The following is a 22194-nucleotide window of genomic DNA, read 5'->3' on the forward strand; positions in this document are numbered from 1 at the left end:
CATCAGGGGGACGATAACAATCGTGTCGCCTCACGTGTGGACAACGGACTAAGTGCTGTCGCATTGTCGGCAGCATAAGAACGGACCCATTCAGGGTCTGCCTTGCTGAATTCGCGCAGCGCCCAACCGATGGCCTTGCGGATGAAGAATTCCTTATCCGGCAGGTTGGGCTTGATGACAGCTGCCAGCAAACTGCGGTCGGTCATGGACTTAGCACCAAGCTGGGCAGTGATGGCAGCCCGCCGGACCCACATGTCGTTGTCCTCGGCCCACTGAAGCAGCAGGGGGGTCATGATGGTCCTGTGCGCCAGCAACAGCGCACAGATCCGGTGGGAGACACCGTCAACCAGGTCCCACCACGCGCCCGTGCGGATAATTTCCTCGTAAACGGGCAGCATGTCCAGATCCTCCTTGACCAACCGCAAGCCCGTCAAGTCAATGGCTGCGTATCGCTCCTCCCGTGCCTCTGCCTGTCGCCATAGCTCGAGGACGGCATACCGCAATTCCTCCGGAGATGAAACCGGGAACTCTTTTGCTGCGGCTTTGACGATTCTGCGCACCTCCGGAACCCGGACACCGAGTGAAGGCATCTCGGACTTCATGTAGGCCTGGGCGCCCTTGGCCCTTTCAGCGTCCCCCGCCGAGCGGAGCGTGGAACGGATTGACTGCACGAGATCCTGGGGCATGCCACAACTTTAGGGCCGCTGCTTGGCAGCTGGGATACAGGAGTCGCCGAAACGCCCTCCCACGCGTCGATGGGGCGTCGTAGAGTGGGCAGGGTGGCGGCATTTCCTTGCGCCAGCTCAACGCCGCCCCTGAACGCGAGTCCAACGGAGGACCCCTGATGTCAATGCTGAAATCCCCGGCTCAAATTGCAATCATGCGGGAGGCCGGCCGGGTGGTGGCCAACGCACTGGAAGCCGTCAAGGAACGCGCTGCTGTGGGCGTCTCGCTGAAAGAGCTGGACGACGTCGCAGCGGCAGTGATTTCCGACGCCGGTGCAAAGCCCGCCTTCCTTGACTATCACCCGCGCTGGGCGGCCGTGCCGTTTCCAGGCGTGATCTGTACCAGCGTCAACGATGCCGTGGTGCACGGAATCCCGAACGGGTACGTCCTTGAAGACGGCGACCTCCTCAGCGTTGACTGTGGCGCCTTCCTGGAAGGCTGGTGCGGCGACGCGGCCATCAGCTTCGTTGTGGGGGAGGGCGATGCGTTGGACCTGGAACTCATCGCCGCGACGGAAGCCGCGTTGGCCCGGGGGATCGAGGCTGCGCGTACGGGCAACAAAATGGGTGACCTCGCCTACGCTATCGGCGGTGAGGCGAAACGTACTGGCTACGGTTTGCTGGCCGACCATGGCGGGCACGGCATTGGCAGGACCATGCACGCAGAACCACCTGTCCCCAACATCGGACGGCCAGGGCGGGGTATGAAACTCGACGAGGGTTTGGTCATCGCCATAGAACCCATGTTGATTCTTGGCGGCAAAGACGACTACTACCACGATGAGGACGAGTGGACCCTTCGTTCGGCGAACGGGCGCAGGGCTGCCCATAGCGAGCACACCGTTGCGATCACGGCAGAAGGTCCCATGGTTCTGACGTTGCCCTAGTCGGGAGTGTGACCCTTCTTGAGCTGCACCACTGGCCGGCCTGGAACGGACTCGGACACCGGGCTGAATCCGGCAGCAACGAAAAGGGAAAGAGTGCCGTGAAAAAGATCCGATGCCGTTGCCCTGGTCCTCAATTCTGTATCGACGGGGTAGGCCTCGATGACTTCCGCGCCGTGGTTGAAGGCGTGGCTTACGGCTGCTGCCAACAAGGCTGAGGACACTCCCGTACGCCGATGGCCCGGCGCGACGACGAAACAACCAACCGCCCAAAGGCCGTGGTCGCCCGGGCACTCCTGACGTTCTGTCCCGAGGACACGTGACCGCTTCAGCCGCGGGTAACGTGCCCGGGGTTCCACGGCGCACCAGCCAACTGGATGACCATCCCTGAACGCCAGGACGCCCGGCGCAGGACCTGCATGGAAGGCCGATTTCAGTAATTCCTTGCGATCGTCTGGAGTCGTGGTTGTCCACTCCTTGCCGGAAAGGGCGAACCAGCGGCACCAACACCGTGATGGCTCGCCCTTGGTTCCGAACAATTCCTCAACAGCTGCCCATGAGGCAGGAGCGGTATCAAGCGTGGAGGCTGCATCGTACTGTGCCATGGACCCACAATAGGCCTCACACGCAGGGCTGGTCCTGCGTGCCCGGGGAACCTGGCTCAGGGTTCAAACGCCGGCACCCACCAGTTCTCCCGTTGTGGTGTTCACCATCAACGGGCCATTACCCTCAGGGTCATCCACCCCGGATGCTACAGACTGGTCTTCCGGGGGAGCTTGCTCCTCGTCGTCGGCATCCCATTGGCTGCTGCCACCAGGATTGCCGGGCGCCTCATGGGCCGGAGCCGCATCTCCGGAGACAGAGTCGGCAGGAGCCGAGGCGGCGTTCATACGGGTGAAGTTGGCGGACCCCCACATGAGGTCATGGCCGACGGATTCGGCATCGATTTCCGCTACGTGATAAACGCGGCCTTCATGCTCCCACTGCCGCAATCTGAGCTTTCCGGCGACCAGGACGCGCTGTCCCTTTTTCACGCTGCATCCCACGTGCCCGGCAAGATAGCGGAATGACTGCACCGTATACCAATTGGTGTTGCCATCCACCCAGGTGTTGGTGGCGCGGTCATAGCGGCGCTCCGTGGTTCCCAAGCGAAAGGAAGCTGTGGCCGTACCCCGCGTAGTTGTGGAACTCTTGACCTCCGAGGCCACGAAGCCCCGGACGGTGATCATGTCATTCATTGTGGTCCTTCTCGATGTAGGGAAGTGCCTGTCCGGCTCCTTCAGCTTCATCCAGCGGAGACAGGGAAGGGAGTGTCGCATCCGGCTATGTGAATAAAACCCGATTAATGGCCGCTGTGGAGGAGTAGAGAGAACCGGCGGGGGGATGGCAAGCATCCGGCGCGCGGCACTGTAAACTCTTTGTGGCGCCAGCGACCCACGTCGGTGATGGCGCCAGTGCGCCCCAGTAGCTCAGGGGATAGAGCAGCGGCCTTCTAATCCGCCGGTCGGGGGTTCGATTCCCTCCTGGGGCACAAAATGCATCCCCCTTGGAACAAGCGTCCAAGGGGGATGACCCTTAGGGCCTCGACTCAAGAAATTCCTTGAGATTCTGCAGCACCAATTGCCACGTGGCAGTCGACTGCTCCACCTCTTCATCACTGGAATTGTTGCCCTGGCTAATCGTCACAGTTGTTCCGTCAGCTGCTTCGGCCACCCTGTACTCCACAGTGTGGTAATTTTCCGGAGCGTCAGGAAGCCCCGAGGTTGGGCTGTAGTGAGTGGTCTTCAACAGCTCCGGGGGATCGAAGGCGAGGATCGTCCCTTTGTCCTCGTAGGGCTTGCCGTTGTACTCCCCGGAGTAAGTAATCGGATCGCCTACCTGCCAGGTGGTCGCGACGTTGGTTCCGAGGAAGTACTGCTTGATGAGTTCGGGATCAGTCAGGGCCTCCCATACTCTTTCGGGCCGGGCAGGGACGGTTGTCGATGCGACGGCATCAGGTGCCTGTCCGCTCATAATGCTGCTCTCCATTCCTCAACCCGGACGGCGAAACCATCCGGGAGAAACGCTACGCCCTTGGGGGCTCCGTGTGAATGGCACAATGGCTAGGTGATGAGCACGAGAACCGCCCGGATTTTCGGCAGGGCAGCAGATGCAGCGAACGTCCGTGTCGCCGGACTGACTTTAGTCATTGCTGCGGCATTGACGATCGCGGGCTGCACGGCTTCCCCCGTTTCGACCGAAGGCCAGAAGGTCGCTACGCCGGCACCTTCCACCGACTCCGAGGTCACGGCCACCGTGGATCCCGCCGTTGCCGCGACGACCACCGCAGTCGAAAAGACGCTGAAAAACCTTGTTGCCGGCAACCCAAAACCAGACCGGGAGGCCTTACGGACGGCCTTGGTCTCGGCCGGCATTCCGAAAGCCAACGTCGAGGTCTCTGTCAGCCGCACGCCCACAGGTCTTGACGTCGACGCCATGCAAGCCGCGGCCTTGACTGGCGGGAGTTGCGTCATGGGGCAGATCCGCGACGGTGGAGTCGTTGTAACAGTGCTGCCGGTGCTGGCCACTGGAAAATGCTTCATCGGAGACGCCCGCTAGCTGCGCCGGGCTCCTCGAATGTGAGTTAAGTACGCCTAGCCATTAGATTTAAGGGCATGGCGGAATTCATTTACACGATGACCAAGGCTCGCAAGGCCGTTGGCGACAAACTTATTCTGGACGATGTCAGCATGTCGTTCTACCCTGGCGCGAAGATCGGCGTCGTGGGACCGAACGGTGCTGGTAAGTCCACCATCCTGAAGATCATGGCCGGACTGGACACCCCTTCAAACGGCGAGGCCCGCCTCAGCCCCGGTTACACCGTGGGCATCCTCCTGCAGGAACCGCCACTGAACGAGGAAAAGACCGTCCTGGGCAACGTCCAGGAAGGCGTTGGCGAGATCTACGGCAAGATCCAGCGATTCAACGAGATCTCCGAGGAAATGGCCAACCCGGATGCGGACTATGACACGCTCCTAGACGAGATGGGCAAGCTGCAGGAAGCCATCGACGCTGCCGATGCCTGGGATATCGACTCCCAGCTCGAACAGGCGATGGACGCACTGCGCTGCCCGCCGGCCGACGCCGACGTCACCGTCCTTTCCGGTGGTGAGCGCCGCCGCGTAGCCCTCTGCAAGCTTCTTCTCCAGAAGCCTGACCTGTTGCTGCTCGATGAGCCCACCAACCACTTGGACGCCGAAAGCGTGCTGTGGCTGGAACAGCACCTCTCCCAGTACCCTGGCGCTGTCCTTGCCGTGACCCACGATCGTTACTTCCTTGACCACGTGGCTGAGTGGATCGCTGAAGTTGACCGTGGTCACCTCTACCCGTACGAGGGCAACTACTCCACCTACCTGGAGAAGAAGAAGGCCCGCCTTGAGGTCCAGGGCAAGAAAGACGCAAAGCTTTCCAAGCGCCTGACCGAGGAACTTGAGTGGGTGCGCTCCAACGCCAAGGGCCGCCAGACCAAGTCCAAGGCCCGTCTGGCCCGCTACGAGGAAATGGCTGCGGAGGCCGATCGCACCCGCAAGCTGGACTTCGAAGAGATTCAGATCCCGCCGGGACCGCGCCTGGGTTCCCTGGTCATCGAGGCCAAGAACCTGAAGAAGGGCTTCGACGACCGCGTCCTGATCGATGGCCTCTCCTTCTCGCTGCCCCGCAACGGCATCGTTGGCGTCATCGGACCCAACGGTGTGGGTAAGTCCACGCTGTTCAAGACGATCGTCGGTATGGAGCCCCTGGACGATGGTGAGCTCAAGATCGGCGAGTCCGTGAAGATCTCTTACGTTGACCAGTCCCGTGGCGGCATCGATCCCAACAAATCCCTCTGGGAAGTTGTTTCGGAAGGCCATGACTTCCTCCAGGTCGGTCATGTCGAAATGCCTTCGCGTGCCTACGTTTCGGCGTTCGGCTTCAAAGGACCGGACCAGCAGAAGAAGGCCGGTGTCCTCTCCGGTGGTGAGCGCAACCGCCTCAACCTTGCCTTGACGCTCAAGCAGGGTGGCAACTTGTTGCTGCTTGACGAACCTACCAACGACCTCGACGTCGAAACCCTGGGCAGCCTTGAAAACGCCCTTCTCGAATTCCCGGGTTGTGCCGTGGTGGTCTCGCACGATCGCTGGTTCCTCGACCGGGTAGCGACCCACATCCTCGCCTACGAAGGTGACGACGAGAACCCCTCCAAGTGGTACTGGTTCGAGGGCAACTTCGACTCCTACGAGGAGAACAAGGTTGAGCGCCTGGGCCCCGATGCTGCCAAGCCGCACCGCGTCACGCACCGCCGCCTGACCCGCGACTAACAGCAGGCCAGAAACATCGAAAGGCCGGTCCCTTGGGACCGGCCTTTCTGCGTGTACATCCGTAGGAACGGAATCCGTGCTACGGAATCCGGACCATGCCTTCCTGCGCTACGGTGGCAACATGCTGCCCGTCGCGGTTGAAGATCCGGCCCGTGGCAAGCCCCCGGGCGCCTTGGGCGCTGGGGGATTCCTGGACGTACAGCATCCACTCGTCGACGCGGACGGGCCGGTGCCACCACATGGCGTGGTCGAGGCTGGCGACACTCATGCCAGGCGTCATCCAGGCAAGGCCGTGTTTTCGGAGAATGGACTCCAGCAGTGTGTAATCGCTTGCGTAAGCCAAAGCTGCCCGGTGCAGATTGGGATCATCCGGCAGGGGACCCATTGTTTTCATCCACACCGCGTTGGTGGCTACGTGCTCCGTTGGCGGGGAGACATACAGCGCGGGGTCGATATGGCGGACGTCGAAAGGACGCTCCGAGGACATGTGCCGCGCCATGGGGTGGTCGTAGTGGGAGAGAAGTTCTGCGGTACTGGGTAGTGATTCGGGATCGGGGATGCCTTCGGGCATGGTTGCTTGATGGTCCAGGCCGCTGTCTTCCACCTGGAACGAGGCGATCATCGAAAGAATCGGCACACCGTCCTGGTATGCGTGCACGCGGCGGGCCGAGAACGAACGCCCGTCCCGCAGCCTCTCGACACCGAACGTGATGGGCTTGTTGGCGTCACCTGGCCGCAGGAAATAGCCGTGCATGGAGTGCGCCGCCCGGTCCGGCTCGACTGTCCGCATCCCGGCCATCATTGACTGCGCCAAAACCTGACCGCCAAAGACACGATGCCGTGGCTGCTTTTGCGACGGGCCCAGGAAGATGTCCTCGTTGGTCCTGGCACCGTCGAAGTCGCCAAGATCCAGCAGGCCTATCAGCACTTCCATGGGGTCTTCTACGGGTGCTTCCACCTCGAGGCCAGCGTTCGTCTCAGTCATGGTTCGACTTTAGACGCCGCCCCGACCCCTCTCAACCGGGGACATGCCGGTAGAGTCGATGATGTGACAGACGTCCTGACCCAGTCCTTCCGCTTCGCCGATCCCCGTGACCTCGCAGACCTGCGGACCTTCGTTACCCGGGCAAAAAGCATCGACGACGGAGCCATCCGCCTCCAGGCCGCGGGCAGCGTCCTGGCTGCCTATGTGTGTGTCCTGAGGCCGCGAATCCTGGGGGAGTCCACCCCCACCATCCTTGGCCTGCGGACCATGGCCCTGGCCGAGCCGGCGCAAGCAGATGTCACCGTCACCCTTGCCTCCGTCATGGACCGGTTGGCCCGCTCGGCCGCCGAGGATGTGGAACTGCCCATCCCGCCGTCGACCGTTTCTGAGTCCTGGGCGGGCGTTGGCGCCCCCCGAAGCGGCTGGGAGGCCCAGGGCACAATGCACGACGCCGACCTCAAGTCGGCAGCGGAGGCCGGCATCGCGGAGGTGGCCGGCGTGATTCCTGCCTTGGCGGGAGCCGCAGTGGTAAACAGCGCCCGGGCAGCTGTTTGGGGCCGTGAACTTCCCGGCGCTACCGGCCTTCCCGCCGGGGCGGCGTTCGCCGCTTTCGCCCTGGGCTTCCTGGGCGACGCCGAGCAGCACGTGTTCCGTAACGGCCGCTGGTTCCGCCTGAGCGGCCCCCGCGGCCATGTGCTGGTTCGCACCGGCGCAGGTCTGGGACTCGGGTTCTAGGGATCAGGCGCCAGCCGACGGGCTGTTGATCATTGTCAGCGCGGCCCGCTCCATGTAGTCCCACAGCGTGCCTTCATGCAACGGCGAGAGCTCCAAGGAATCCACGGCCGTCCGCATGTGGAACAACCATCGGTCTTTGGCTTCCGGGGTCACCCTGAACGGCATGTGGCGCATGCGTAGCCGGGGATGGCCGCGCTCTTCACCGTAGGTCGTGGGACCACCCCAATACTGCTCCAGGAACATGAGGAAGCGGCGCTTTGCCGGGCCCAGGTCCTCTTCGGGGTACATCGGACGCAGCAACGGGTCCGTGGCCACGCCGTCATAGAAGACGTCGATGAGCTTGACGAACGTTTCGTGGCCGCCAACTGCGGCGTAGAAGCTGTCCGTGTAGGCGGGCTGGCTGAAGGGATCGTTCTGCATCAGTTGGCGTCGGGGGCCCACCTGTGGTGCTGGCGGTTGTGCGCCGGCGTTGTTACTCATTGGACTTCTCCTCGGCCTTGGTCACGCGGGGTGCGCCTGCAGTTACGGGTGCAGCCGCAGCGCCGGGTTCGTTCGTTTCAGGTGTCTCGAGCGGAACGTAATCACCTTGGGAGCGGTTGCCCACCCGCAGGATTTCACCGTTCCGCAGGTACCAGATCGCCCCGTCCTCAGCGCGGACCCGTGTAATGCGCAGGCCCACGGATTCAACGGTACCAACCACTTCGCTGGTGACGATGACGTCGCCGATTCCGTATTGGTCTTCGATGGTGATGAAGATTCCCGCGAGGAAGTCACGGATCAACTGTTGGGCACCGAAACCGATGGCGACACCCAGGATGCCGACGCTGGTCAACAGCGGCGCGACGTCCACGTTCATGTACTTGAGGACGTAGATGATCACAATCACCACCACCACGACGCTTACAAGGCTCGTCAGCAGCGTGCCGATGGTTTCGGCGCGCTGCGAGCGGCGTTCGTGGTCCAGCGCGCGGATGGCTGGTTGCACCCACTTGAAGTGGGCTTTCTTGAAGAAGGAACTTCCCGCGGACACTCTTCGGGTGATGCGCAAAATAACGAATCTCGCCACGATCCACACACCCAGGCCCACGCCAACGGTGATGAGGATGGATACGAGATCGATCTTTTCGGGTTCCAAAGTGACAATTTCTGCCAGGGGGATGGAGGTCAAGGTGGAATAGCTCCTTGTCGTCGGCCCGTGTTCGCCGGGCGCGGAACACTCTGTCCACCTACAACCCTATCGCCGTAGCGTGACGGTATGCGCATCCTGGTCCTCGGTGGCACAGCCTTCCTGTCAGCAGAAATCGCACGGCAGGCAGTTGCCGCCGGGCACGACGTCACCTGTTTTGCCCGCGGTACTTCAGCGAATCCGCCCGACGGCGCCACCTGGGTACGGGGGGACCGTTCCTTGGGTGCTGCGGCCTTGGCAGACCTCGACGGAGGCTGGGACTCGGTTATTGAGGTGTCCCGCGATCCCGTCCAGGCCGGCCAGGCCTTGGAGGTGCTGGGCCCGGCAGCAGGCCATTGGACCTTTGTCTCAAGCTGTTCGGTCTACGCGGACCACTCGGTCCCCGGCGCCGATGAAAGCGCGGAACTTCTGGAACCCTTGCCGGCTGGCCAAGCGGGCACTCCGGAAACCTACGGCGAGTCCAAGTCGGCAATTGAGCAGATGACGCTGACCACGGTGGGGGACCAGGCCCACATCGTCCGGGCGGGGCTCATCGGAGGCCCAGGTGACGGTACGGATCGCTACGGTTACTGGCCTGCCCGTTTCGCGGCCAACCATGATCCGGTGCTGGTGCCCGATGTCCCGGACGCCGCCACCCAGATCATCGATGTGCGGGACCTGGCCTCGTGGATCCTGCGTGCGGCCGAACAAGGACTGGCTGGCGTCTACAACGCGCTGGGGGACGTTGTGGGGTTTGATGACTTCATCGCCGAGTCCCAACATGCAGCCGGGGCTCCGGCTGGAAACATTGTCCGGGCTGACGAAGCGTGGCTGGTGGAGCAAGGGGTGGACTTCTGGGCGGGGCCGGACTCACTGCCGTTATGGTTGCCGGCGGATCATGACGGATTCCAGGCGCGGACCAACCGTGCTGCACGGGAGCGGGGGATGCTCCTGCGGCCGTGGCAGGAGACGCTGGCAGCGACACTTGAGGATGAGAGGCACAAGGGCCTGAACAGGGACCGCAAAGCGGGGCTGAGCCGGGAAACCGAACAACGGCTCGTGGCGCAATGGCGGGCTGAACAGCGTTAGGCCGCCGCCGCCGTCGTGCTTGGCTCGTGCCGTACCGGGAAATTGACGCTGCGGGCGATGAAGCAGACCTGGTTGGCTTCGTGGTGTAACTGTGGCATCAAGCCGGCGTGGCCGGGATCGGCAATGGTGACGTGTGGTTTGAGCGTCACGCTCTCGAATTGCCCGCTGCCGTCCCGGTTGAGTTTCATGAGGCCTTCTGCGTTGTCCTCGTAGCCGGTGACCACCACGCCGTGCTTGACGGCAACGTGCAGGAAAGACAACATGTGGCACTGAGACAAGGCCGCGAGCAGCAGTTGCTCCGGGTTATAGCGTGTCCGGTCTCCGTGGAAGGTCGGATCCGCAGAACCCTGCAAGGTGGGAAGGCCTGGGATGTCGACATCATGGTCCCGGGAATATCCCCTGTAGCTGACCGTGCCCTCGCCCAGGTTTCCGGTCCAGCGGACGGTCAGCGCGTAGTGGTGTTCATTGAGGCCCATGCGGACAGTTTAGCTATGGGGCACCAACTGTCCGCACGAGCCTCATGTGGTGCCGGGGCTAGACGTCTGCTGCCCGTGCGCGGAGGGCGCGGGCCACGCCGTCGCGGTTTTCGAGCATCATGCGGCGCAAGGCCGCACTTTCTTCGGGAAGTCCGGCCAGGAACTCGTCCGTGCGGTCCACTGTGGCCTGGGTGGTGAGCTGCGCCGGGTAGAGACCCACCACGATCTGCTGGGCGAGAGCGTGTGTGCGGTCCTTGACGATCCCGGGCACGGCGTCGAAGTATTTAGCAGCGAAAGGCTCCAACAAGGCAGCATCCTGGACGCGCATAAAGCCGGCCACAGCGGATGCCTGCAAGGCGTTGGAGAGCTCTCCCTTGACCACGATCGACTCCCAGGCTGCTGCCTTGGCGTCAGCGGTAGGGATGGCTGCCTTTGCCTGGGCGGCGGCATTTTGGCCGTTGGACGTGTTGTCGCGGGCAAGTTCGGCGTCGATGCGTTCCTGGCCTTGCCGTCCGCCGGCCACGAGGGCCGTCAGGAGCTCCCAGCGCATGTCCTGGTCGATGGTGAGGCCTTCCAGGGTTTCCGTCCCGTCCAGGAGTGCCTGGACGTGGTCCAGTTGGCCGCCGCTGCGCGCGAGCTGCGCAAAAGACTTGGCGAACTGCAACTGGGCATCTGAGCCGGCTTCAACCGAGGTTGCGAGCTCCCGGAGTTTATCGGCGGCCGCGATGGCGGTGTCCAGCTTGTGTTCGGCCGCTACGTAGTAGGTCAGGGTGGTGGCGAGCTGGCGCAGCTGGACCAGGATCACCGAGGAATCCGTTTCGTGGGCGATGTTGGCCAGGATCAGGTCCACATAGCCGCGGGCAGGGGTTTCGCCGTCGCGGGCTGCATCCCATGCCGATCCCCAGACCAGGGTGCGGGGCAGGCTGGCTGCGAAGTCCTTGAGGTGGGCCTTGGCTGTGGCGAGGGAATGCTCGTCGAGGCGGACCTTGGCGTAGGCGAGGTCATCGTCGTTGAGCAGGATCAGGTCCGGGCGGGTGAGCCCCACCAAGGCGGGTACCTCGGTGCGGGGCCCGTCGACGTCCAGCTCCTCGCGGTGGGTGCGCTCCAGCCTGCCGTCACCGGAGAGCGTGTAGAAGCCGACGGCGAGGCGGTGCGGGCGGAGGGTGGGCCGTTCGGCGATGGCGGTCTGCAGGATCGCGAAGCCGGTGATGGTGCCATCGGCGTCGACGCTCAGCTCGGGCGCCAGCGTGTTGACGCCGGCCGTTTCCAGCCACAGTTTGCCCCACACGTCCAGGTCGCGGCCGGACGCGGCTTCGAGTTCCACCATCAGGTCGGCGAGTTCGGTGTTCTTCCAGGCGTGCTTGGCGAAGTACGTACGGACCCCGGCCATGAACTGTTCCGGGCCCACCCAGGCCACCAACTGGCGCAGAACCGAAGCGCCCTTGGCGTAGGTGATGCCGTCGAAGTTCACCTCCACGTCTTCGAGGTTGTTGATCTCGGCAAAAATCGGGTGCGTGGTGGGAAGCTGGTCCTGCTTATAGGCCCAGGACTTCTCCACGGACGCGAACGTGGTCCAGGCCCGGTCGAACTCGGTGTTCTCCACGGCGGCCAGGTGGGACATGTACTCGGCGAAGGACTCGTTGAGCCACAGGTCGTTCCACCAGCGCATGGTCACCAGGTCCCCGAACCACATGTGTGCGAGTTCGTGCAGGACGGTGATGGCGCGGCGCTCAATTTGCGCGCCGGTTACTTTGCCGCGGAAGACATAGCCTTCAAGAATGGTGACGGCCCCGGCGTTTTCCATTGCCCCGGCGTTGAATTCCGGGACGAACAACTGATCGTACTTTTCGAACGGGTAGGGGCAGCCGAACTGTGCCTCGAAAAACTCAAAACCCTGTCGTGTCAGTTCAAAGATGTTGTCCGCGTCGAGGTACTGCATGAGCGACTTCCGGGCAAAGACTCCCAGCGGGATGACGCGGCCGTCGGAGCTGGTGACCTCGGAACGGACCGACTGGTACGGGCCGGCTATCAAAGCGGTGACGTAGGAGGACAGGCGCGGGGTGGGCGCGAACTCCCACACTGAGCGGGCGCCGCCATCGCCGGCAGCCGGCGCTTCAACGGGAACCGGGGTGGGGGAGTTGGAAATGACGTCCCAGTGCGAGGGCGCGGTGACGGCAAACGTGAAGCTTGCTTTCAAGTCGGGCTGCTCGAAGACAGCGAACATGCGCCGCGAGTCCGGAACTTCGAACTGCGTGTACAGGTACACCTCGCCATCAACGGGGTCAACGAAGCGGTGGAGGCCCTCGCCGGTGTTCATGTACGGGGCGTCTGCCACGACAACAAGTTCGTTCCGGGCGGCGAGGCCGGGGAGTTGGATGCGGACGCCGTCCGAGACCTCGGCGGGATCGAGTTCCGTGCCGTTGAGCGTCACGCTGTGTACTGCATCGGTGATGGCATCGATGAACGTCGAGGATCCCGGCGTCGCAGAAAACGTGACCACGGTGGTGGAGCCGAAGGTCTCGTTGCCTTGGGTCAGGTCCAAGGTGACGTGGTACGACTCGACGTTGAGCAGTTGGGCGCGGATCGCGGCTTCATCGCGCGTAAGGTTCAGGCCTGGCAAGTGGTGCCTCCGGAAGTTTTTGGGATGGCCGGCCGATCGCGGCCGGACCCTGGTGTGAAGCCATTCTTTCACTCCGGGCCGGGAAGGCAAGGAGCGAACACCACAGTGTCGCCCCACGGAGTAGCGTTGGATCATGGGATCGTTCCGGGACACTCTCGATTTCCGCGCACTGAGGTTTGCGGTCGCCTTTCCGTTGCTCCTCGCCGTGGGCTTCGCAGTGTGCGCCCAAATGCTGCGCAACGACCTCCCGAACCCCGTTGCCGTCATGTGGAACTCCGACGGCGGCAGTTCTTTCGCGCCGTTCGGAGCTTACGTCGCGGGCGGCGCAGCGCTCATCACCTTCTGCGGGTGGGCGGTGTTCCTCCAAGCGGTATCCATTACCCGGCCGGTAGTTATGCGGCGCGTCATGATGGGCGTGGGCCTCATGGTCAGCCTCTTCATCACCACGGTGCTGGCCGCCGGACTGGTCGGCCAGTCAGGGTTGGCTGATGCCCGACAGTCCCACGTGGACCCGATCATCCTGGCCATGGGCAGTGGGGCGGCGGTTGCCCTGGGCGTCGTCATGATGTTCGCGTTCAAGCCCGACCCGCGGTGGACGCGGGAGGACGACGTTGCGCTGCAGGAGGAACTGAGCCTTCTCGAAGATCCGGACCTGGCGCGTGACTCGCTCAGGCTGTGGGTGCATGCCCGGAGTTCGGTATTCGTCATGATCATTGTCTCCGCACTGTTCCCGGCTGCCTTAATAGCGATCGCAGTCCCATGGCTGGGGGCGTTGGTGGCGGTGGCTGCTCTGGGTGGCGCCGGGTTCCTGTTCGCGCGAGTACGTGCCGACCGTGGGGGATTGCAGGTATTTGCCGGTGGCATCGTGCGTGTCCTGACGGTTCCCGCCGTCGATATCGCAGCGGCAGCACCCACCGAGGTGAAGGCTGCCGATTACGGCGGCTGGGGCTGGCGGCACCACGACGACGCCACGGCGATGCTCGTCAGCAGTGGCCCCGCCGTCGTCGTCCGGAAACTCAACGGAGGCCGGGTGGCGCTCAGCGCCGGCACAAAGGCCTCAGCCGACAACCTTGCGGGAGTTCTGAACAGGGCCGCCCACCGGGCACATGAGGACGGGCAGGCCCCATAATGCGGGTAGCGGTACCCTAGGTAGCGCATCCCTCATCGCCGCGCCCGGCCATAGGCCGTAGCCGCGCGCCAGAAAGAATGGACTTCCTGTGACTACACCCCGCGTCCACATCGCCACCGACCACGCCGGCATGGAGCTCAGTGCCCACCTGGTCAGCCACCTCACCGCCAAGGGCTATGACGTGGTGGACCACGGTCCCAAGGAGTACGACGCACTGGACGACTATCCCTCGTTCTGCATCAATGCCGGTGTTGCTGTCGTTGCGGACCAGGAAGCCGGTGTCCACGCTCTGGGCATCGTGCTGGGCGGCTCCGGCAACGGCGAACAAATCGCCGCCAACAAGGTCAAGGGTGTTCGCGCTGCGCTGGCATGGAACCTTTCCACCGCAAAGCTTGCCCGCGAGCACAACGATGCCAACGTTATTGCCGTTGGCGGCCGCCAGCACTCCGTTGAAGAAGCCACCGAGCTCATCGAAGCGTTCCTGCAGGAACCATTCAGCAACGACGAACGCCATGTGCGCCGCATCGGCAAAATTGCCGTGTACGAAACCACCGGCGAAATCGTCGAGTAGTGCCTGAAGGGCACTCGGTCCACCGCCTGGCCCGCCAATTCCAGGATGTTTTTGGCGGCCGGCGCCTGGACGTCTCCAGTCCGCAAGGACGGTTTTCCGCCGGAGCCCAGCTGCTGACCGGGCACACCATGGTTGAGGCCATGGCCCATGGGAAGCAGTTGTTCCTCAGGTTCGACCACGAACTGTTCCTCCACGTCCACCTTGGACTGTACGGTGCGTGGAACTTTGGTGGTGACAGCACCTTTACGGGAGCCTCCAGTATTGGTGCTCCCCGTCGCATCGGAGAAAAGGAGACCGGGCCCGCGGCCGATGACACTGGATACGCCGGACCGCCTCCTCCTGTGGGTGCCGTCCGCGTCCGTTTGGTGTCCGACCACGGCTGGGCCGACCTCCGCGGTGCCACGACCTGTGCTGCCGTCACCTCGGCTCAGGCCCAAGCCGTGCTGGATCGCTTGGGCCCTGATCCGTTGCACAACAGGGGAGGGGACCGCGAGGAATTCATCCGCCGCCTCCGCCGCCGCAAGACAGCGGTTGCCCTCTTGCTGATGGACCAATCGGTTTTGGCCGGCGTAGGGAACATTTATCGCGCCGAAGTGCTGTTCCGGCAGGCCATGGATCCTTGGACCCCGGGAAGCAGTATCGACGCGGAGTCCGCCGGTCATCTGTGGGACGACACTGTGGACACCATGTCCGACGGAGTCCGTGACGGACGGATTGTTACGACGCCTCCCACGCTGTGGACCGGTGGCGCTGCGATAGCGCCCGACGCCGATGCCCACTTCGTCTACAAGCGGGACGGAATGCCCTGCCGGGCCTGCGGGACGATCGTGGGCATGGCGGAAATTGGCGCCCGCAAGCTTTATTGGTGTCCCGGCTGCCAGGTGTAGCAGCAGCGGAAACAGGTTTGGCAGCAACAAAAAAGCGCCCCGATCCGTGGATCGGGGCGCTTTTGCTGGAGGGGACGACGGGAATCGAACCCGCGTAATCAGTTTGGAAGACTGAGGCTTTACCATTAAGCTACGTCCCCAGGACGGATATCCTCGTTCTGGACATCTTCCCGGTGGCTGTTGAAGCCGGGTACAACTAAACCTAATTCCGGCGGCAGTGTCAAATGTGCATTCCTGGCTCGCTTGCCCGTAGACTGTCCTGTGCGTTCGGGGTGTAGCTCAGCTTGGCTAGAGCGCCTGCTTTGGGAGCAGGAAGTCGCAGGTTCAAATCCTGTCACCCCGACTCTGTGTTTGTGTCCGCCTTTGGGACGCGACAGAACCCCATACCCACAAAATCAGGAGTACTTAGACTGTGAAGAGCGCTGTCGAGAACCTCACCGCAACGCGGGTCAAGCTCAACGTTGAGGTTCCCTTTGAGGAACTGAAGCCGAGTATCGATGCCGCGTACAAGACCGTTGCTTCGCAGATCCAGGTTCCCGGATTCCGCAAGGGCAAAGTTCCCACCAAGCTGATCGACCAGCGTGTTGGCCGTGGCTACGTCCTGGAGACGGCCATCAACGATGGCCTCAACGGTTGGTACCAGGCCGCAGTTCAGGAAACGGGCGTACGCCCCCTGAGCCGCCCCGAGGTTGAGATCACCGAGGTTCCGGACCCCACGTCCACCGATGGCGAGCTCAAGTTCCAGGTTGAGATCGATGTCCGCCCCGAGATCGAACTGCCGGACTACGCCGGTATCAAGGTTGAGGTCGCTGCAGCTGAGTCCTCCGACGCTGACATCGATAAGTCCCTCGACGAACTGCGCGGCCGTTTCGGCACGCTCAAGTCCGTGGAGCGCCCCGCGAAGAACGACGACTTCCTGACCATCGACATCACCGCCACCATTGACGGCGAAGAGATCGATTCGGCGTCGGGCCTGTCCTACCAGGTTGGCGCCGGCACCATGCTTGAAGGCCTCGATGAAGCCGTGACCGGCCTCTCTGCGGACGAAGAAGCCATCTTCGACACCACGCTGGTAGGCGGTGACCACGCCGGCGAGTCCGCTCAGGTGAAGGTTGTTGTCAAGGCTGTCAAGGAGCGCGAACTTCCTGAAGCAAACGACGACTTCGCCCAGCTTGCCTCCGAATTCGACACCCTTGCCGAGCTCCGTGAGGACCTCGCCAAGCAGGCTGCCGACTCCAAGGTTGTTGAGCAAGGCGTAGAAGCACGCGACAAGGTCCTGGACAAGCTCGTTGAGCTCGTTGAGGTTCCGGTTCCGGATTCCGTGGTCGAAGAGCAGATCGAAGCGCACTTCAACCCGGAGAACGCCCACGGCGAAGGTGACCACGACACCGAGGAGCACCGTGCCGAGGTCAAGGCCAACACCGAGCGTGCGTTCCAGAACGAGATCATCCTTGACGCCATCGCGGACAAGGAAGAAGTAGATGTCAGCCAGAACGAGCTGATCGACTACATCGTCACCACCGCGAGCCAGTACGGCATGGACCCCAACCAGTTCGCTCAGATCATTGACCAGAGCGGCCAGGTTCCCATGATGGTTTCCGAGGTCCGCCGCCGCAAGGCGCTGGCAGTTGTGCTGGGCCAGGCAGAGGTTGTCGACTCCGAGGGCAACAAGGTTGACCTCACCGACTTCGTTCGTCCTGCCGGTGAAGCAGCAGCCGAAGAGGCCGCAGCTGTCGAGGCATCTGAGGAAGCCGACGCTGCAGCAAGCGACGACCCCGCAGCAGTGAAGTTCTAGTCAACGACTTCGACCGGCCCCGGATCTCCTGATCCGGGGCCGGTTTGCTTTTAAGGCTGAACATTGCTGCCGAGCGTAGACGTGCGCCGTCAGCGAACAGCGCGATTCCGGCGAACAAATCACCCCGGAAAACGGTTAGTGTCCAAGTAGTGAAGTTCAGTGAGGTCACTGGCACCAGCGAGAGGTAAGTACTTATGTCACAGCAATCAGAGGCTCCCCGGATGGCAACTGTCGATCCCGCAGCCCAGGACAACTACATCTACAACCGCCTGCTGAAAGAGCGCATTATTTGGCTCGGCTCTGAAGTCCGTGACGAGAATGCCAACGCCATTTGCTCCCAGCTCCTCCTCCTCTCGGCCGAAGACCCGGAGAAGGACATCTACCTGTACATTAACTCCCCGGGTGGGTCCGTGACGGCCGGCATGGCCATCTACGACACCATGCAGTTCATTCCGAACGACGTCGTCACAGTCGCAACGGGCTTGGCTGCCTCCATGGGCCAGTTCCTCCTGTCGTCCGGCACCAAGGGCAAGCGTTACGCCACGCCCAACGCCCGCATCCTGATGCACCAGCCCTCCGGCGGCATCGGCGGCACGGCCTCGGACATCAAGATCCAGGCTGAATTGATCCTGCACATGAAGAAGGTCATGGCGGAACTTACGGCTGAGCAGACCGGTCAGTCCGTAGAGACCATCCTCAAGGACAATGACCGCGACAAGTGGTTCACGGCCCCCGAGGCGTTGGAATACGGCTTCTTCGACAAGATCTCGGCGCACGCCGGTTCTGTTGCCGGTGGTGGCGGTACGGCCAACCAGTCGGGCGCAGAGTCGAACTCCGAAAACTAACCGGCACCAAGAACCACTGAAACCCCAGGAGTAAAGAACATGAACTACAACTTCGGATGGTCTGCCGGTAATCTCCCGTCCAGCCGTTACGTCCTGCCCCAGTTCGAGGAACGCACACCTTACGGCTTCAAGCGCCAGGACCCGTACACCAAGCTGTTCGAGGACCGCATCATCTTCCTCGGTGTCCAGGTTGACGACGCCTCCGCCGACGACATCATGGCCCAGTTGCTGGTCCTTGAGTCAACGGACCCGGACCGCGACATCACCTTGTACATCAACTCGCCAGGCGGCTCATTCACGGCCATGACGGCCATCTACGACACCATGCAGTACATCCGTCCGGAGATCCAGACGGTATGCCTGGGCCAGGCCGCCAGTGCAGCTGCAGTTCTGCTCGCTGCGGGTACCCCGGGTAAGCGACTGGCGCTTCCGAACGCACGTGTACTGATCCACCAGCCGGCTCTGTCCGGTGGCCAAGGTGGGCAGGCCTCCGACCTTGAAATCCAGGCGGCTGAAGTCATGCGCATGCGCACCTGGCTTGAGGACACTCTGGCGCACCACTCGGGCCGTACTTCCGAGCAGGTCAACAATGACATCGAGCGCGACAAGATCCTCACGGCGGCGGACGCCCTGAGCTACGGTCTCATTGACCAGGTTCTGGACTCCCGCAAGATCAAGCCCCAGGCAATCTCCCGGTAGCACACGGAATTCGACGCCGGTGCGGTTCGCGAAATATGGACCGCACCGGCGTTCTGTTTCCACCCAAGCAGCCCATTGTGACCTAGAGTGGATGTTGTCACGGTGGTGCCAGCCGCGGCTTGGCCGCACACTTGATGACGGCGCGGAGCCGCATCACCCGCATGCAACGAAGGGATTCCCACATGGCTCGGATTGGCGAGAGCACGGATCTGCTGAAGTGTTCTTTCTGCGGAAAGAGCCAAAAGCAGGTACGGAAGCTGATTGCCGGGCCCGGTGTCTACATCTGCGATGAATGCATCGAGCTGTGCAACGAGATCATCGAAGAGGAACTCGCTGAAGTTTCCGATCTCGGCAGTTTCGAACTGCCCAAGCCCCGTGAAATCTTCGACTTCCTGCAGGAATACGTCATCGGTCAAGAACCGGCCAAGCGGTCGTTGGCGGTGGCGGTCTATAACCATTACAAGCGCATCCAGGCAGGCCACGCACCCAAGACCGGGAGCCTCGGTGAGGGATCACACCACGAGGACGTGGAGATCGCAAAGTCCAACATCCTCCTGATTGGCCCCACGGGTTGCGGTAAGACCTATTTGGCCCAGACGCTGGCCCGGCGCCTTAACGTCCCCTTCGCCGTAGCCGATGCGACCGCCCTGACAGAGGCCGGTTATGTCGGTGAAGACGTCGAGAACATCCTGCTTAAGCTCATCCAGGCCGCTGACTACGACGTCAAGAAGGCCGAGCAGGGCATCATCTACATTGATGAGATCGACAAGATCTCCCGGAAGAGCGAAAACCCGTCGATTACCCGTGATGTGTCCGGCGAAGGTGTGCAGCAGGCACTCCTGAAGATTCTTGAGGGAACCGTTGCGTCAGTGCCCCCTCAGGGAGGCCGTAAGCACCCGCATCAGGAGTTCATCCAGATCGATACCACCAATGTCCTCTTCATCGTTGCCGGCGCCTTTGCAGGCCTCGAGGACATCATTGGTTCACGGTCCGGGCGCAAGGGTATTGGATTCGGCGCGCCGCTCAACGAAGCCCGTGACAATGTGGACACCTACGGCGAAGTAATGCCTGAGGACTTGCTGAAGTTCGGCCTCATCCCAGAGTTCATCGGCCGCCTCCCTGTCATCACTACGGTGTCCAACCTGGACCGGCCTGCCCTGATCCAGATTCTGTCCACTCCCAAGAACGCATTGGTGAAGCAATACCAGAAGATGTTCCAGTTGGATGGCGTTGACCTGCAGTTCGACGACGACGCCTTGGATTCCATCGCGGATCAGGCGCTTGAGCGCGGTACCGGCGCCCGTGGCCTCCGGGCCATCATGGAAGAAGTGCTGCTGCCGGTCATGTTCGATCTCCCCAGCAGGGATGACATCGCCACCGTGGTCATTACGGCCGACGTCGTAGCGAAGAAGGCGCAGCCGACCATGATCGCCCATGACGTCGTAGCCAAGCGCCGGAATAAGTCGGCCTAGCCTTCTGTTGGCCTAAGCAAGGAGCGGTTCCGCTGGGACCGCCTGCTTGCCACGTTTCCCACCCTTCCGAGGAGTTCCCTGTGCCCGATCAGATCGTGTCCGAAGAAACCGTCAACAAAGCCGATTTCTGGTTTGATCCTGTCTGCCCGTTTGCTTGGATCACCTCGCGCTGGATCGGCGAAGTGGAGCAGGTCCGGGGGATCCAGACCGAGTGGCATGTCATGAGCCTTTCCGTCCTGAACGAGGGCCGCGACCTTCCGGCCGATTACAGGGCGATGATGGATGACAGCTGGGGTCCGGTCCGCGTGATTATTGCCGCCCAGGAATTGCATGGCAGCACGTACGTCAAGCCGCTGTATGACGCCATGGGGGAGCAGATCCACCATGAGGGCAACAAGGACCGTGCTTCGGTGATCCAGAAGGCCCTTGCCGAGGTCGGCCTGCCCGCCGACCTGGCACGCTTTGCGGACTCGGATGAGTACGACGCTCACTTGCGCACAAGCCACGAGGCGGGGATCTCTTTGGTGGGGCAGGACGTAGGCACCCCCGTTGTGGCCTTCAATGGAACGGCGTTCTTCGGTCCCGTCCTGACGCGTATTCCGCGCGGCGAAGAAGCAGGAAACATCTGGGACGCCACCGTCACTCTGGCCGGATACCCGCATTTCTTTGAGTTGAAGCGCAGCCGCAGCGAAGGCCCGGAATTCAACTAACCCAAACGCTACTTCAGGAAACGCGAAGTCCGGCGGTCGGCCAGTATCTTCCCGTTGGTCTGGCAAGTGGCGCAGTATTGCAGGGAGGTGTCCGCAAAGGACACCTCCCTTACTGTGTCACCACACACCGGGCATGGAAGCCCGGTCCGGGCATGCACCCGGAAGTTGCTGCGCTTGGTGTCCTTCAGTTCGCTGGACGGCTTGCCCGCGGCTGCGTTGACGGCTCCTACCAGAACCTCCTGCATGGCCGCGTAGAGCCGTGCGACTGTCTGTTGGTCCAGCGACTTGGCGCTGGCGAAGGGAGAGATTTTTGCGGCGTGCAGGATTTCGTCACTGTAGGCGTTGCCTATGCCGGCAATGACGCCCTGGCTCCGAAGCAATCCCTTGATCTGCTGTGAACTGGATCCAAGGATCGTCGCCAGGGCATCAAGGTCGAAGTCGGGACTGAGTGGCTCCGGGCCCAAGGTTGCTATCCCCGGGACGTCCTGGGGATCACGCACCACGTAGATTGCCAAACTCTTCTTGGTTCCGGCCTCCGTCAGGTCGACACCGATGTGGGCATCATCCGCGGGTCGGTGGAGTAGGAGCCGTGCTGAGATGTTGCTTTTCCCCATTCGCAAGCCGGCCGAGGAGGGATGTTCCGTGTAGCGGACCCACCCTGCCTTCGCCAGGTGGAACACGAAAAACAGGCCGTCGACGTCAACGCAGACGAACTTCCCGATGCGTCGGACACCTTGAACAGTCCGGCCTTCCAGGGCGGAATAGGGAGGATCCGCAGTCTTGAGTGCTGAGAAGGAATTGATACGGACCTCGGTCAGCACAGCTCCATGGAGTTGGGTGTCCAAATACATGCACAGGCCGTGCACTTCTGGGAGTTCCGGCATGGACAATACTTTGCCACAGGTAGGACCTGGGCCGCAGGAGAACTACAGGACTGTAGTTCGTCCGGAAGCCTTGTGCATCTCCGTCGGCAGGACAACAATGGTTCTTACCCACTTCGAAAGAAGAGGGACACGGAAACCAAAGATTCAGTGATATGCAACCAACGCAGCCTTTGGCAAAGTTGGAAG

Annotated in this window: 23 protein-coding genes and 3 tRNA genes; 15 read left to right on the forward strand and 11 right to left on the reverse strand. The window is 62.3% G+C overall.

What is annotated here, in order from left to right; translation table 11 throughout:
- Window positions 1-2: 2 nt before the first annotated feature.
- Complete coding sequence (locus ACSSVG_RS19550; RefSeq protein ID WP_492415905.1) at window positions 3-686, reverse strand: DNA alkylation repair protein; 684 nt, start codon at window positions 684-686, stop codon at window positions 3-5.
- A gap of 158 nt (window positions 687-844) precedes the next feature.
- Here ACSSVG_RS19550 and map point away from each other — a divergent pair, with 158 nt between their 5' ends.
- Entirely contained in the window at window positions 845-1612 is a 768-nt protein-coding gene (map, locus tag ACSSVG_RS19555; RefSeq protein WP_492415906.1) for a type I methionyl aminopeptidase, read from the forward strand.
- Here map and ACSSVG_RS19560 read toward each other — a convergent pair.
- Window positions 1609-2214, reverse strand: a complete 606-nt coding sequence (locus ACSSVG_RS19560) for a GNAT family N-acetyltransferase (protein WP_492415907.1) — start codon at window positions 2212-2214, stop codon at window positions 1609-1611. The two genes, map and ACSSVG_RS19560, sit on opposite strands and share 4 nt — an antisense overlap.
- 63 nt (window positions 2215-2277) lie before the next feature.
- Window positions 2278-2847, reverse strand: coding sequence for a single-stranded DNA-binding protein (gene ssb, locus ACSSVG_RS19565; protein WP_492415908.1), 570 nt, complete (start codon window positions 2845-2847; stop codon window positions 2278-2280).
- Between the two features lie 220 nt (window positions 2848-3067).
- Between ssb and ACSSVG_RS19570 the strand changes: the two genes are divergently transcribed.
- Window positions 3068-3140 (forward strand) — tRNA-Arg (locus tag ACSSVG_RS19570).
- 44 nt (window positions 3141-3184) lie between these two features.
- Here the strand turns inward: ACSSVG_RS19570 and ACSSVG_RS19575 are convergent.
- Window positions 3185-3622 (reverse strand): SRPBCC family protein, encoded by a 438-nt coding sequence (locus ACSSVG_RS19575; protein ID WP_492415909.1) that lies wholly within the window; start codon window positions 3620-3622, stop codon window positions 3185-3187.
- Between the two features lie 96 nt (window positions 3623-3718).
- On the opposite strand from ACSSVG_RS19575, the gene ACSSVG_RS19580 reads away from it, so the two are divergent.
- Both ACSSVG_RS19580 and ettA read left to right on the forward strand, forming a co-directional pair.
- Window positions 3719-4207, forward strand: coding sequence for a DUF6993 domain-containing protein (locus ACSSVG_RS19580; RefSeq protein WP_492415910.1), 489 nt, complete (start codon window positions 3719-3721; stop codon window positions 4205-4207).
- A gap of 56 nt (window positions 4208-4263) precedes the next feature.
- Complete coding sequence (gene ettA / locus ACSSVG_RS19585; RefSeq protein WP_492415911.1) at window positions 4264-5946, forward strand: energy-dependent translational throttle protein EttA; 1683 nt, start codon at window positions 4264-4266, stop codon at window positions 5944-5946.
- A 79-nt stretch (window positions 5947-6025) separates the two neighbouring features.
- On the opposite strand, the gene ACSSVG_RS19590 is transcribed toward ettA, so the two are convergent.
- A complete protein-coding gene (locus tag ACSSVG_RS19590; protein WP_231343284.1) occupies window positions 6026-6931 on the reverse strand; it encodes an acyl-CoA thioesterase in 906 nt (301 codons plus the stop codon).
- A gap of 63 nt (window positions 6932-6994) precedes the next feature.
- Between ACSSVG_RS19590 and ACSSVG_RS19595 the strand changes: the two genes are divergently transcribed.
- A complete protein-coding gene (locus tag ACSSVG_RS19595; protein ID WP_492415912.1) occupies window positions 6995-7666 on the forward strand; it encodes a DUF8185 domain-containing protein in 672 nt (223 codons plus the stop codon).
- A 3-nt stretch (window positions 7667-7669) separates the two neighbouring features.
- Here ACSSVG_RS19595 and ACSSVG_RS19600 read toward each other — a convergent pair whose 3' ends face one another.
- Together ACSSVG_RS19600 and ACSSVG_RS19605 are read right to left on the reverse strand one after the other, a co-directional pair.
- Window positions 7670-8146, reverse strand: a complete 477-nt coding sequence (locus ACSSVG_RS19600; RefSeq protein WP_269215891.1) for a globin — start codon at window positions 8144-8146, stop codon at window positions 7670-7672.
- Entirely contained in the window at window positions 8139-8834 is a 696-nt protein-coding gene (locus tag ACSSVG_RS19605; RefSeq protein ID WP_231343282.1) for a mechanosensitive ion channel family protein, read from the reverse strand. The genes ACSSVG_RS19600 and ACSSVG_RS19605 overlap by 8 nt, the downstream gene beginning before the upstream one ends.
- An 87-nt stretch (window positions 8835-8921) precedes the next feature.
- Here ACSSVG_RS19605 and ACSSVG_RS19610 point away from each other — a divergent pair, with 87 nt between their 5' ends.
- Window positions 8922-9920, forward strand: coding sequence for an NAD-dependent epimerase/dehydratase family protein (locus ACSSVG_RS19610; RefSeq protein ID WP_492415913.1), 999 nt, complete (start codon window positions 8922-8924; stop codon window positions 9918-9920).
- On the opposite strand, the gene ACSSVG_RS19615 is transcribed toward ACSSVG_RS19610, so the two are convergent.
- Complete coding sequence (locus ACSSVG_RS19615) at window positions 9917-10396, reverse strand: OsmC family protein (protein ID WP_231343280.1); 480 nt, start codon at window positions 10394-10396, stop codon at window positions 9917-9919. The genes ACSSVG_RS19610 and ACSSVG_RS19615 overlap by 4 nt on opposite strands.
- Window positions 10397-10454: 58 nt before the next feature.
- Window positions 10455-13016 (reverse strand): aminopeptidase N, encoded by a 2562-nt coding sequence (gene pepN / locus ACSSVG_RS19620; RefSeq protein ID WP_492415914.1) that lies wholly within the window; start codon window positions 13014-13016, stop codon window positions 10455-10457.
- Between the two features lie 133 nt (window positions 13017-13149).
- Here pepN and ACSSVG_RS19625 point away from each other — a divergent pair, with 133 nt between their 5' ends.
- From ACSSVG_RS19625 to ACSSVG_RS19635, 3 genes are all read left to right on the forward strand, one after another.
- Window positions 13150-14145, forward strand: a complete 996-nt coding sequence (locus ACSSVG_RS19625) for a hypothetical protein (protein ID WP_231343278.1) — start codon at window positions 13150-13152, stop codon at window positions 14143-14145.
- A 130-nt stretch (window positions 14146-14275) separates the two neighbouring features.
- Window positions 14276-14716 carry a ribose-5-phosphate isomerase gene (locus ACSSVG_RS19630; RefSeq protein ID WP_231343286.1) on the forward strand — a complete coding sequence of 147 codons (441 nt, stop codon included), beginning with the start codon at window positions 14276-14278 and terminating at the stop codon, window positions 14714-14716.
- Window positions 14716-15603 (forward strand): Fpg/Nei family DNA glycosylase, encoded by an 888-nt coding sequence (locus ACSSVG_RS19635; protein ID WP_492415915.1) that lies wholly within the window; start codon window positions 14716-14718, stop codon window positions 15601-15603. Before ACSSVG_RS19630 ends, ACSSVG_RS19635 begins: the two co-directional genes overlap by 1 nt.
- Window positions 15604-15669: 66 nt before the next feature.
- On the opposite strand, the gene ACSSVG_RS19640 is transcribed toward ACSSVG_RS19635, so the two are convergent.
- Window positions 15670-15743, reverse strand: a tRNA-Gly gene (locus ACSSVG_RS19640).
- A 128-nt stretch (window positions 15744-15871) separates the two neighbouring features.
- Here ACSSVG_RS19640 and ACSSVG_RS19645 point away from each other — a divergent pair.
- The 6 genes from ACSSVG_RS19645 to ACSSVG_RS19670 all read left to right on the forward strand — a co-directional run bounded on the left by ACSSVG_RS19645 (window position 15872) and on the right by ACSSVG_RS19670 (window position 21124).
- A tRNA-Pro gene (locus tag ACSSVG_RS19645) sits at window positions 15872-15946 on the forward strand.
- A 69-nt stretch (window positions 15947-16015) separates the two neighbouring features.
- Window positions 16016-17398, forward strand: a complete 1383-nt coding sequence (tig, locus tag ACSSVG_RS19650) for a trigger factor (protein ID WP_231343276.1) — start codon at window positions 16016-16018, stop codon at window positions 17396-17398.
- A 221-nt stretch (window positions 17399-17619) separates the two neighbouring features.
- Complete coding sequence (locus tag ACSSVG_RS19655) at window positions 17620-18243, forward strand: ATP-dependent Clp protease proteolytic subunit (protein WP_305884648.1); 624 nt, start codon at window positions 17620-17622, stop codon at window positions 18241-18243.
- A 39-nt stretch (window positions 18244-18282) separates the two neighbouring features.
- Window positions 18283-18942, forward strand: coding sequence for an ATP-dependent Clp protease proteolytic subunit (locus tag ACSSVG_RS19660; RefSeq protein ID WP_026542391.1), 660 nt, complete (start codon window positions 18283-18285; stop codon window positions 18940-18942).
- Window positions 18943-19124: 182 nt separating this feature from the next.
- Complete coding sequence (gene clpX, locus ACSSVG_RS19665) at window positions 19125-20414, forward strand: ATP-dependent Clp protease ATP-binding subunit ClpX (protein ID WP_144651484.1); 1290 nt, start codon at window positions 19125-19127, stop codon at window positions 20412-20414.
- An 80-nt stretch (window positions 20415-20494) separates the two neighbouring features.
- Window positions 20495-21124, forward strand: a complete 630-nt coding sequence (locus tag ACSSVG_RS19670; protein WP_308102754.1) for a mycothiol-dependent nitroreductase Rv2466c family protein — start codon at window positions 20495-20497, stop codon at window positions 21122-21124.
- Window positions 21125-21132: 8 nt separating this feature from the next.
- On the opposite strand, the gene ACSSVG_RS19675 is transcribed toward ACSSVG_RS19670, so the two are convergent.
- Complete coding sequence (locus tag ACSSVG_RS19675) at window positions 21133-22008, reverse strand: Fpg/Nei family DNA glycosylase (RefSeq protein ID WP_231343318.1); 876 nt, start codon at window positions 22006-22008, stop codon at window positions 21133-21135.
- Between the last annotated feature and the right edge of the window lie 186 nt (window positions 22009-22194).

This window comes from Paenarthrobacter sp. E2MeOHC11 (genome assembly GCF_058744955.1).

Excerpts from the sequence above, each read along its gene's own strand:
- ACSSVG_RS19550 (WP_492415905.1), bottom strand. The coding sequence starts at position 686 with ATGCCCCAGGATCTCGTGCAGTCAATCCGTTCCACGCTCCGCTCGGCG.
- map (WP_492415906.1), top strand. The coding sequence starts at position 845 with ATGTCAATGCTGAAATCCCCGGCTCAAATTGCAATCATGCGGGAGGCC.
- ACSSVG_RS19560 (WP_492415907.1), bottom strand. The coding sequence starts at position 2,214 with ATGGCACAGTACGATGCAGCCTCCACGCTTGATACCGCTCCTGCCTCA.
- ssb (WP_492415908.1), bottom strand. The coding sequence starts at position 2,847 with ATGAATGACATGATCACCGTCCGGGGCTTCGTGGCCTCGGAGGTCAAG.
- ACSSVG_RS19575 (WP_492415909.1), bottom strand. The coding sequence starts at position 3,622 with ATGAGCGGACAGGCACCTGATGCCGTCGCATCGACAACCGTCCCTGCC.
- ACSSVG_RS19580 (WP_492415910.1), top strand. The coding sequence starts at position 3,719 with ATGAGCACGAGAACCGCCCGGATTTTCGGCAGGGCAGCAGATGCAGCG.
- ettA (WP_492415911.1), top strand. The coding sequence starts at position 4,264 with ATGGCGGAATTCATTTACACGATGACCAAGGCTCGCAAGGCCGTTGGC.
- ACSSVG_RS19590 (WP_231343284.1), bottom strand. The coding sequence starts at position 6,931 with ATGACTGAGACGAACGCTGGCCTCGAGGTGGAAGCACCCGTAGAAGAC.
- ACSSVG_RS19600 (WP_269215891.1), bottom strand. The coding sequence starts at position 8,146 with ATGAGTAACAACGCCGGCGCACAACCGCCAGCACCACAGGTGGGCCCC.
- ACSSVG_RS19610 (WP_492415913.1), top strand. The coding sequence starts at position 8,922 with ATGCGCATCCTGGTCCTCGGTGGCACAGCCTTCCTGTCAGCAGAAATC.
- ACSSVG_RS19615 (WP_231343280.1), bottom strand. The coding sequence starts at position 10,396 with ATGGGCCTCAATGAACACCACTACGCGCTGACCGTCCGCTGGACCGGA.
- ACSSVG_RS19625 (WP_231343278.1), top strand. The coding sequence starts at position 13,150 with ATGGGATCGTTCCGGGACACTCTCGATTTCCGCGCACTGAGGTTTGCG.
- ACSSVG_RS19630 (WP_231343286.1), top strand. The coding sequence starts at position 14,276 with ATGGAGCTCAGTGCCCACCTGGTCAGCCACCTCACCGCCAAGGGCTAT.
- ACSSVG_RS19655 (WP_305884648.1), top strand. The coding sequence starts at position 17,620 with ATGGCAACTGTCGATCCCGCAGCCCAGGACAACTACATCTACAACCGC.
- ACSSVG_RS19660 (WP_026542391.1), top strand. The coding sequence starts at position 18,283 with ATGAACTACAACTTCGGATGGTCTGCCGGTAATCTCCCGTCCAGCCGT.
- clpX (WP_144651484.1), top strand. The coding sequence starts at position 19,125 with ATGGCTCGGATTGGCGAGAGCACGGATCTGCTGAAGTGTTCTTTCTGC.
- ACSSVG_RS19675 (WP_231343318.1), bottom strand. The coding sequence starts at position 22,008 with ATGCCGGAACTCCCAGAAGTGCACGGCCTGTGCATGTATTTGGACACC.